Annotated in this window: 8 protein-coding genes and 1 pseudogene; 5 read left to right on the top strand and 4 right to left on the bottom strand. The window is 41.8% G+C overall.

Going from position 1 to position 7,006, the window contains the following annotated elements; translation table 11 throughout:
• A partial coding sequence (locus BJP37_RS42055) for a hypothetical protein (protein ID WP_214607789.1) occupies positions 1–194 on the bottom strand: 194 nt, incomplete at its 3' end.
• Positions 195–282: 88 nt separating this feature from the next.
• Between BJP37_RS42055 and BJP37_RS32815 the strand changes: the two genes are divergently transcribed.
• From BJP37_RS32815 to BJP37_RS32805, 3 genes are all read left to right on the top strand, one after another.
• The gene (locus tag BJP37_RS32815; protein WP_075905307.1) at positions 283–1,044 is read left to right on the top strand and encodes a class I SAM-dependent DNA methyltransferase; all 762 of its coding nucleotides are present in this window, start codon (positions 283–285) and stop codon (positions 1,042–1,044) included.
• A gap of 74 nt (positions 1,045–1,118) precedes the next feature.
• Positions 1,119–1,385, top strand: coding sequence for a small ribosomal subunit Rsm22 family protein (locus tag BJP37_RS32810; RefSeq protein WP_075905305.1), 267 nt, complete (start codon positions 1,119–1,121; stop codon positions 1,383–1,385).
• 138 nt (positions 1,386–1,523) lie between these two features.
• Positions 1,524–2,195: a hypothetical protein gene (locus BJP37_RS32805; protein WP_075905303.1), complete on the top strand. Its 672-nt coding sequence runs from the start codon at positions 1,524–1,526 to the stop codon at positions 2,193–2,195.
• Positions 2,196–2,464: 269 nt separating this feature from the next.
• Here BJP37_RS32805 and BJP37_RS45285 read toward each other — a convergent pair.
• Positions 2,465–2,575 (bottom strand): annotated as a pseudogene (locus BJP37_RS45285) (substrate-binding domain-containing protein); the annotation flags it as partial.
• Positions 2,576–2,943: 368 nt separating this feature from the next.
• A complete protein-coding gene (locus BJP37_RS32800) occupies positions 2,944–4,659 on the bottom strand; it encodes a VWA domain-containing protein (protein ID WP_075905301.1) in 1,716 nt (571 codons plus the stop codon).
• 310 nt (positions 4,660–4,969) lie between these two features.
• On the opposite strand from BJP37_RS32800, the gene upp reads away from it, so the two are divergent.
• Positions 4,970–5,605 carry a uracil phosphoribosyltransferase gene (upp, locus tag BJP37_RS32795; protein WP_075905299.1) on the top strand — a complete coding sequence of 212 codons (636 nt, stop codon included), beginning with the start codon at positions 4,970–4,972 and terminating at the stop codon, positions 5,603–5,605.
• Between the two features lie 16 nt (positions 5,606–5,621).
• Here upp and BJP37_RS44150 read toward each other — a convergent pair whose 3' ends face one another.
• Complete coding sequence (locus BJP37_RS44150) at positions 5,622–5,744, bottom strand: hypothetical protein (protein ID WP_269087104.1); 123 nt, start codon at positions 5,742–5,744, stop codon at positions 5,622–5,624.
• 462 nt (positions 5,745–6,206) lie between these two features.
• On the opposite strand from BJP37_RS44150, the gene BJP37_RS32790 reads away from it, so the two are divergent.
• Positions 6,207–6,977, top strand: coding sequence for a filamentous hemagglutinin N-terminal domain-containing protein (locus BJP37_RS32790; protein WP_075905297.1), 771 nt, complete (start codon positions 6,207–6,209; stop codon positions 6,975–6,977).
• Positions 6,978–7,006 lie beyond the last annotated feature (29 nt).

Below are 7,006 nucleotides of genomic sequence, written 5' to 3'. Positions count from 1 at the left end.
AACGAAAGTATTATCAACGAGGTATAAGGGCTAGGTCGCTTATAGAGTCTGGGTTTTAGCTTATTTCGTCGCCCCCCCAGCTTGGCATCAGGTGGTTTTGATACAGCCATCTGTGTGGGCACATTCAACGAAAAACATACTCCACCGACATGCCTGGATGAGTTGGTTTGGATTCCCAAAGATGGTATGATCATATTTGACTACCATAATTTATAGTAAATTTATATACTACCCCCACGGGGTAAGTTCAATTAAAAACACAATCATAGAGGGGGTTAACTAATGAAAAAAAAGGGTTATACTGTCACATTTCCAAATACAGATGAAAATTTAATTCGAGCCGAAGAGTATTTTATCTTAACCGAAAATGACCAAGAGCAAAAACTGAGGATTCAAGATTATAAACAAACCTACAAAATCCCTGGTTTATATGAATATGTTTTAGTCGATTTGCTAAAGTATAATACACACAATATAATTAGCGACATCTTGATAAATGAAGTTACCAAATCCCAATCAATTGCTTCTGAATTATCGGTTTTAGATTTAGCTGCAGGAGTTGGTTTACTTGGTCAATGTCTTAAGGATAAAGGTGTCACTTCAATTGTAGGAGCAGATGTGGTTATAGAAGCGGCAGAAGCAGCTAAACGAGAACGACCAAATGTTTATAATAAGTATTATGTTGAGGAATTTCCTAATGTAACTAATGAAGTTCATAATGAGTTAGAAAATGCCAAGTTTAACTGTTTGGTCTGTGCTTCTGCCCTAACAGGAGGATTACCGGCTTCGGCATTTGCTTTTGCCTATAATTTAATTGTTGGTGGAGGCTGGATAGCGTTTAATCTTAAAGAAGATTTACTTGATACTCAAAGCCAGCATAATGGTGGTAAAATGTTGGCAACCATCATTAAAGAAGGTATTTTATCAGTCAAAGCTAAACAGTCTTATCAACATCGTCTTTCTGTTAATGGTAATTACCTCAATGAGCTAGCATTAATAGGAGTTAAAATATCAGATATTCCTCAAACAATGATCAATGATTAATAGTGATTAATACCTAGATAATCTTTTGGGATTTAATGGATTTTTAGCTTTTTTTTAAGGTGAATGTGAAGGATATGAATAGAGATTCTTATAGACCTTTGACTCCCAAAGCAGATGCAACTGGTTATCTGCTCAAGATGATTCCTCAGTTTCTTGACGAATTGATACTAAAGTATGGAGAAAATGTAGAATTTAGAATTGCTGATATCGGTGCAGGAACAGGCACATTGGCAATCCGTATTGTTGATGAAGCTATAAAACGGGGAATAAGTTACTGCATTGTCTATGCTGTTGAACCAGAAGAAAAAGATGTGGAAGTAGGCATCAGTATCTGTCAATAAAATGGGTGTTATTACGAAAGTACTAAAAGCTTGGGTGTAGCTTTCAAACAAGAACCCTATACAGAAACGGGCGTTGCTGAATTAAGGAATGAATGCGCGATTATCTGGTTTTATTAAAGCCCCCTAAATCCCCCAACTTTGGGGGACTTTAAGAGTTTTGTTCCCCCCAGAATTGGGGGGCTAGGGGGGCGAAACCATACCCAGAATCAGCAACGCCCAGAAACGACTTTTGAACCTCAGTTTCTGCATGGCATTATCTGCAATCCCGGTCAGTTTATTGCTCCCAAAAAAATTGGCGATTATTTGCCTTCTTATGGTCAGACTGGAGATGAATTAGGATTGAGAAGATTAGAGGTATTTGTTCGCAATGCAGCAGTTCACTTATTTCCAGATGGACTTTATTGCGGACAGCATTTATCCCCTGCTAAAGAAGGTGATCAGATCGCTGCTCTGGAACTAATACAAGATGCTTTTGGCTCTGATGCAGAGGTTCGATATCACGACAAAATCTTACCCAGAATCACGAGTCAGGAGTTTATGAAAGGCGAATTAGCCTCCTTGCTTGAAGATTGCCACTGGAGGGATTATGCCCAAAACTGGATTGACGATTTCTCAGTTAAATTTCCCTGGTTAGCCTCTGTGGCTTTTATTGCTTGTCCTACTGGAGGAGGAGGAAAAATTACGAATACTAGTCAACCATCTTACGATCCATCCCTAAAAATTGAGGATAGAATTGCGATTCAAGCTACCACCGTTCGAGAAATCAAAGAACTAATTGACAGGGAAAATTTTGGGCGGGTTAACAAATAGTACACCTTGCCATAAATACATTGCAGGATATAGTTGAGTTTAGACTTCATTGTGATTAGTCATTGGCTACCGCAATATTCTAACAGCTAGTGGAAAATAGTCCGATCTGGAAGTAGGGATTAGGGAGATGGGGAGATGGGGAGATGGGGAGATGGGGAGATGGGGAGATGGGGGGAAGAGAAAGTTGTACGTTTAACCGCAACTTGGTATGAGTGCTGAGTGCTGAGTGTTGATCCGGTTTACCCTGATTTATCTGGTGCTTATTGCTACCGATGGAGAGCAATACATTGGTAAACGGTGGCAACATCTGGGTCATTGGAACCATGGGCAATAAATTCTTGGAGGAGAATATCCGTAGAATAAGGCGGCTGGTAAACTGAGCACAACACTTACCCTAAATCAGGATACTACAGTAGCTCGGTATAAACCGGACACCAACTACGAGTAGTACACCACCGACGTAAGCATTCAGCTGAGAGCTCTCAGCTAATGCGTTACTTGAGGTGCTTTTGAATAAAACAGGTACGCATTGGTTTCATCTCTGTGACATCAGCTGAGCGCTGACCACTGAGCGCTGACCACTGAGCGCTGAACGCGCACGCGTGCGCGTAGCGCATATGCTTACCCACCGACTAGCAAAGACATGGGATAATCAAAGGGTAAGCTAACTTTCATCATTGGCTGATAAACGATAGCTCTATAATTTAGAGGGACTCATTATCAATTCATCTGTCATAATTCATAATTTTTAAAACTCCAGTTTTAAAGCTGCCATTAATTGAGAAATAGTTGATGGATCCCCTTGACGGTAGTATCCCCAATTAAATTCAGCAATTTGTTCTAGTACTTTAGGATTAAAGTCTCCTTCGTTACCGTAACCAACAGTGAAAAAGGCAATTCGCTTATCGCTGGAAAAGCCACTTTTTTCCAGTTCTTGAAACAGTTGATCAAGACGAAGCTTAGAATCAGAATCGTCGCCATCGGTCAAAATTACTACAGCATTAATGGCACCCTCTCGGTAATTGTTTTGTAACCAGTTACGGGCTTCCAGGGCAGCATCATATAACCGATTACCCCCGTCAGGGTTGAGATTAAGAATAAACGCCATAGCGCGATCGCGTTTTTGAGGGGTGCTATCTACCAATACTGGTGGACGAATCTCGGAATCAAAATCAATCAGGGCAATTTGCTCTGTTGGTCCTAAACTCTCGATGTATGCGCCCAAGGTCTTTTTAACCGCTGCTAATTTATTCTCCGACATAGAACCAGAAGAGTTTACCAGCACCACCACTTGTGAGGGTTTTTTGGCAAATTCCTGCCAGGACTTGAGCATTGCTGCCACTACCTCTGGTTGAGGGGAACCCAGGGAATCGTATCTGGTCTTGGAGTCAACACCGAATTGAGCAGAAAACTTGGCACCTAATGGCACTTCTGGTACACCTGGTCTTAAACCAAGTTCTGTGGCAATTTTTTGCACTTGGGGCGATCGCAAATAGTCAATCACCTGTTGCGCAGCAGCCTTTTCCTGCCTACTGACCCAAGGAGCGTTGGGTAAAATTGCTCGCATATTGGAGGTAAAGGTGGCCTGGGGATACACTGCCTCATAGCGGCTTTGCCCAGCTTGCTGATCGGAATTGGCAGCAATCACTGAAGACTCGTACACTGAAGCAATTGATGCCCAAAATGAACCATTCTTCACCATGTCCTTTGCCAAGGACCTGGTAGAGACACCATAGCGAATCACTTTACTCTGTATGGCTTGGATCTGTGTCTGATAACCCTCCACATCGGCTACTGTCAATTGTTCTGGTCGTTTACCAGATACACTGGCGAATTGAGCCACTAAAGTTTGTAAACCAGAATTGGAGCCAGTAGGAGCAGTGTGGACAAGGTGAATGGGCAATTGAGGGCTATTGGGATCCAGTTCCTGGTGGGTTTTGGTATTAACCAAAGCTTTGTACAAATCCGGTTGCTGCCGTAATCCATCGGCTAATTCTGCCGATGTCATAAATACCATGGGGCTATGGGCTAACAACGGCGCATCGGGAATTTCTCCAATGTAATCTTTCCCTAGAAAAATCTGATTGATCTGATCGATTAACTGACGATGATAGATTTCCCCATCCACGGAAACTAAGGTAGGAAATTCTGGCCGATTACGCTTAAGGCTACGGGATTTGAGTTGTTGTGCCAGGGATGTCAGACTAGTTACCACATCGCTACTACTTTTAGTGTCGCAGTTGAGATAAAACCCCTTGCCATTGTCTAATTTGGGCTGTTGTTGGTTAAATTGCTCGGCTGCTTGCTCGCAGAATTGCCCTAAAGCGCTACCGACTAAGAATTTGACCTCAAAGCTTTGCTGGGTTAGACGGTTGGGTTTTCCCGTGCAAGCTCCTAGAAAAAGGATAGCCAACACGGTGCTAAGGTTAATTATGCGCTGATAATTCAAGAATTTAGTATTCATAGTATAGAATTTTTAGTTGAGATGTAAACATAGGATTGATTAAAAAAGAAAACAGCGGATTTGGGAATAGGGAACAGCAGTAAAGAGGGATGCTAGGATTTTTTGGTTTTATCATAAATCAGCATTTGTTTTCATGATATATTTGTAAATGCTATCTTATTATTGATGTTGTGATAATTAATGCGCTAATCACACTTTATATACAAATTAGCCATATACAAATTAGCCACGCAACCGTTTATTTTTGAAATAGTGTCACTTTCTGTTAAAGTCAAATAGGTCGCCACCAATCACTGATGATCAATCACTAATGATCAATAATGTCAAAGTAATTTACCATCCCCTGGTGCAGCATAAGTTAAGCCTGATGCGTCAGGCTGAAACCAGTACTGCCAAATTTCGTAAACTCCTTAAAGAAGTTGGGTTATTGTTGGCATACGAGGTAACACGGGATTTGCCCCTGAAGTATGAACCAATCAATACACCAATCTCGCCGATGCTAGCTCCGATGCTGGCTTCAGAAAAGAAGATGGTGATTGTCTCGATTATGCGAGCCGGACAGGGTCTGTTAGATGGTATTCTAGAACTCATCCCATCATCTCGTGTCGGTCATATCGGTTTGTACCGTGACCCCCATACCTTTGTGCCCATCGAATATTATTTCAAACTCCCCGATGATATGACTCAGCGAGATGTGTTGGTGGTTGATCCGATGTTAGCTACAGGTAATACTGCCGTTGCTGCTGTTGACCGACTCAAGGAAGTTAGCCCGAAGTCCATTAAGTTTCTGTGCTTATTAGCCGCACAGCAAGGGCTTGACTATTTCCAACAGCAGCATCCGGATGTAGTGATTTATACGGCGGCTATTGATCAAGAATTAGATCACCATGGCTATATTGTTCCAGGACTTGGGGATGCAGGCGATCGCTTGTATGGTACGAAGTAATCTAATATAGCGGTTTTCAATAGGGAACAGGGAACAGGGAATAGGGAACAGGGAACAGGCAAAAGGCAACAGGCAAAAGGCAACAGGCAAAAGGCAACAGGGAACAGGCAACAGGCAAAAGGCAAAAGGCAACAGGCAAAAGGCAAAAGTTTGGTATAACTCAGATCTTGCACCAGTACAGAAATACTAAATAGCCTAACGGATAACAATCAATTTCATTACAGAAACAGTCAAATATTATCACTGTTGCCTATTGCTAGCATGCCTATTGCCTACCTTCACAGGTCTATTTTAAACTTGGTGCAAGACCTCAGTATAACAGCTTTGGCAGCTTGTATCAATGTCAAACACCTTAATGCGTAGTGCTATAATCTCGAACTATTAAATTCTCCCGTTCGCGTAGCGTGACCATAGATTGTAGGGTGGGCAAAGACAGTTTGGTTCAAATGAGTATTAATGATTAAATTACTTTGCCCACCCTACTTTAGCTACTTTAGCTGACAACTGACAGCTGACGATTTGTAAGTTTAACCATCGGTGATGGGAAAAATAACCATATCCCACTCAAACCGAAGTTACATCAGCCACCAGGGTCAAGTTGATGAACCAAACTATTCAGCGATGCTATTTACTCGGCCATCTTTTACTCTCTAGTGTCCTCATCCCCAATATCGCCACCGCCCAAATCAGCAGTGATGGCACCTTATCCACTACGGTTAATAGTGATGATGGAGTGAATTTCTTGATTGAATCTGGCGTACGCACTTCAGATAATTTGTTTCATAGCTTCTCGGAATTTTCTGTACCCAGCAACGGGTCAGCCTTTTTTAACAATGCTGGGGATATTGTCAATATCTTTAGCCGTGTCACCGGAGGAAATATTTCTAACATTGACGGCTTGATTCGTGCTAATGGTAACGCTAATTTATTTCTGATTAATCCAGCCGGGATTATCTTTGGGCAAAATGCTTCGTTGAATATTGGTGGTTCATTTTTTGCTACTACTGCCGAGAGTGTAGTATTTGGAAATGGGATTGAATTTAGTGCCACTGAACCAAACCAAGCACCGTTATTAACGATTAATATTACCCCTGGTTTACAGATGGGAAAAAATCCGGTAAATATTACAGTAGTTGGTCCAGGACAAACCCTCAATGGCAGTATTTTTACTCCTTTTGATCGCAGTAATCTTGGATCCCAATTACAGGTTCAACCAGGGAATACTTTAGCCTTGGTAGGTCTCATTGAAAGTAGCTTGATCAACGCCAATGCTAATCGAGGCAATGGTGGAGATATTGCCATTACTACCCAAGGCTTATTTGTGTTTCCAGATAGTGCCATTACCGCTAGGGCGTGTCTGCAAACCCAATAATTTAGGTTAGAGAGATTTGCAATCGCGAG

This window comes from Moorena bouillonii PNG, assembly GCF_001942495.1.
Lineage (GTDB): Bacteria > Cyanobacteriota > Cyanobacteriia > Cyanobacteriales > Coleofasciculaceae > Moorena > Moorena bouillonii.
Note: the sequence above shows the minus strand (reverse complement) of the source record. Positions and strands in the feature narration are given on the sequence as shown.

Excerpts from the sequence above, each read along its gene's own strand:
- BJP37_RS32815 (WP_075905307.1), top strand. The coding sequence starts at position 283 with ATGAAAAAAAAGGGTTATACTGTCACATTTCCAAATACAGATGAAAAT.
- BJP37_RS32810 (WP_075905305.1), top strand. The coding sequence starts at position 1,119 with ATGAATAGAGATTCTTATAGACCTTTGACTCCCAAAGCAGATGCAACT.
- BJP37_RS32800 (WP_075905301.1), bottom strand. The coding sequence starts at position 4,659 with ATGAATACTAAATTCTTGAATTATCAGCGCATAATTAACCTTAGCACC.
- upp (WP_075905299.1), top strand. The coding sequence starts at position 4,970 with ATGATCAATAATGTCAAAGTAATTTACCATCCCCTGGTGCAGCATAAG.
- BJP37_RS32790 (WP_075905297.1), top strand. The coding sequence starts at position 6,207 with ATGAACCAAACTATTCAGCGATGCTATTTACTCGGCCATCTTTTACTC.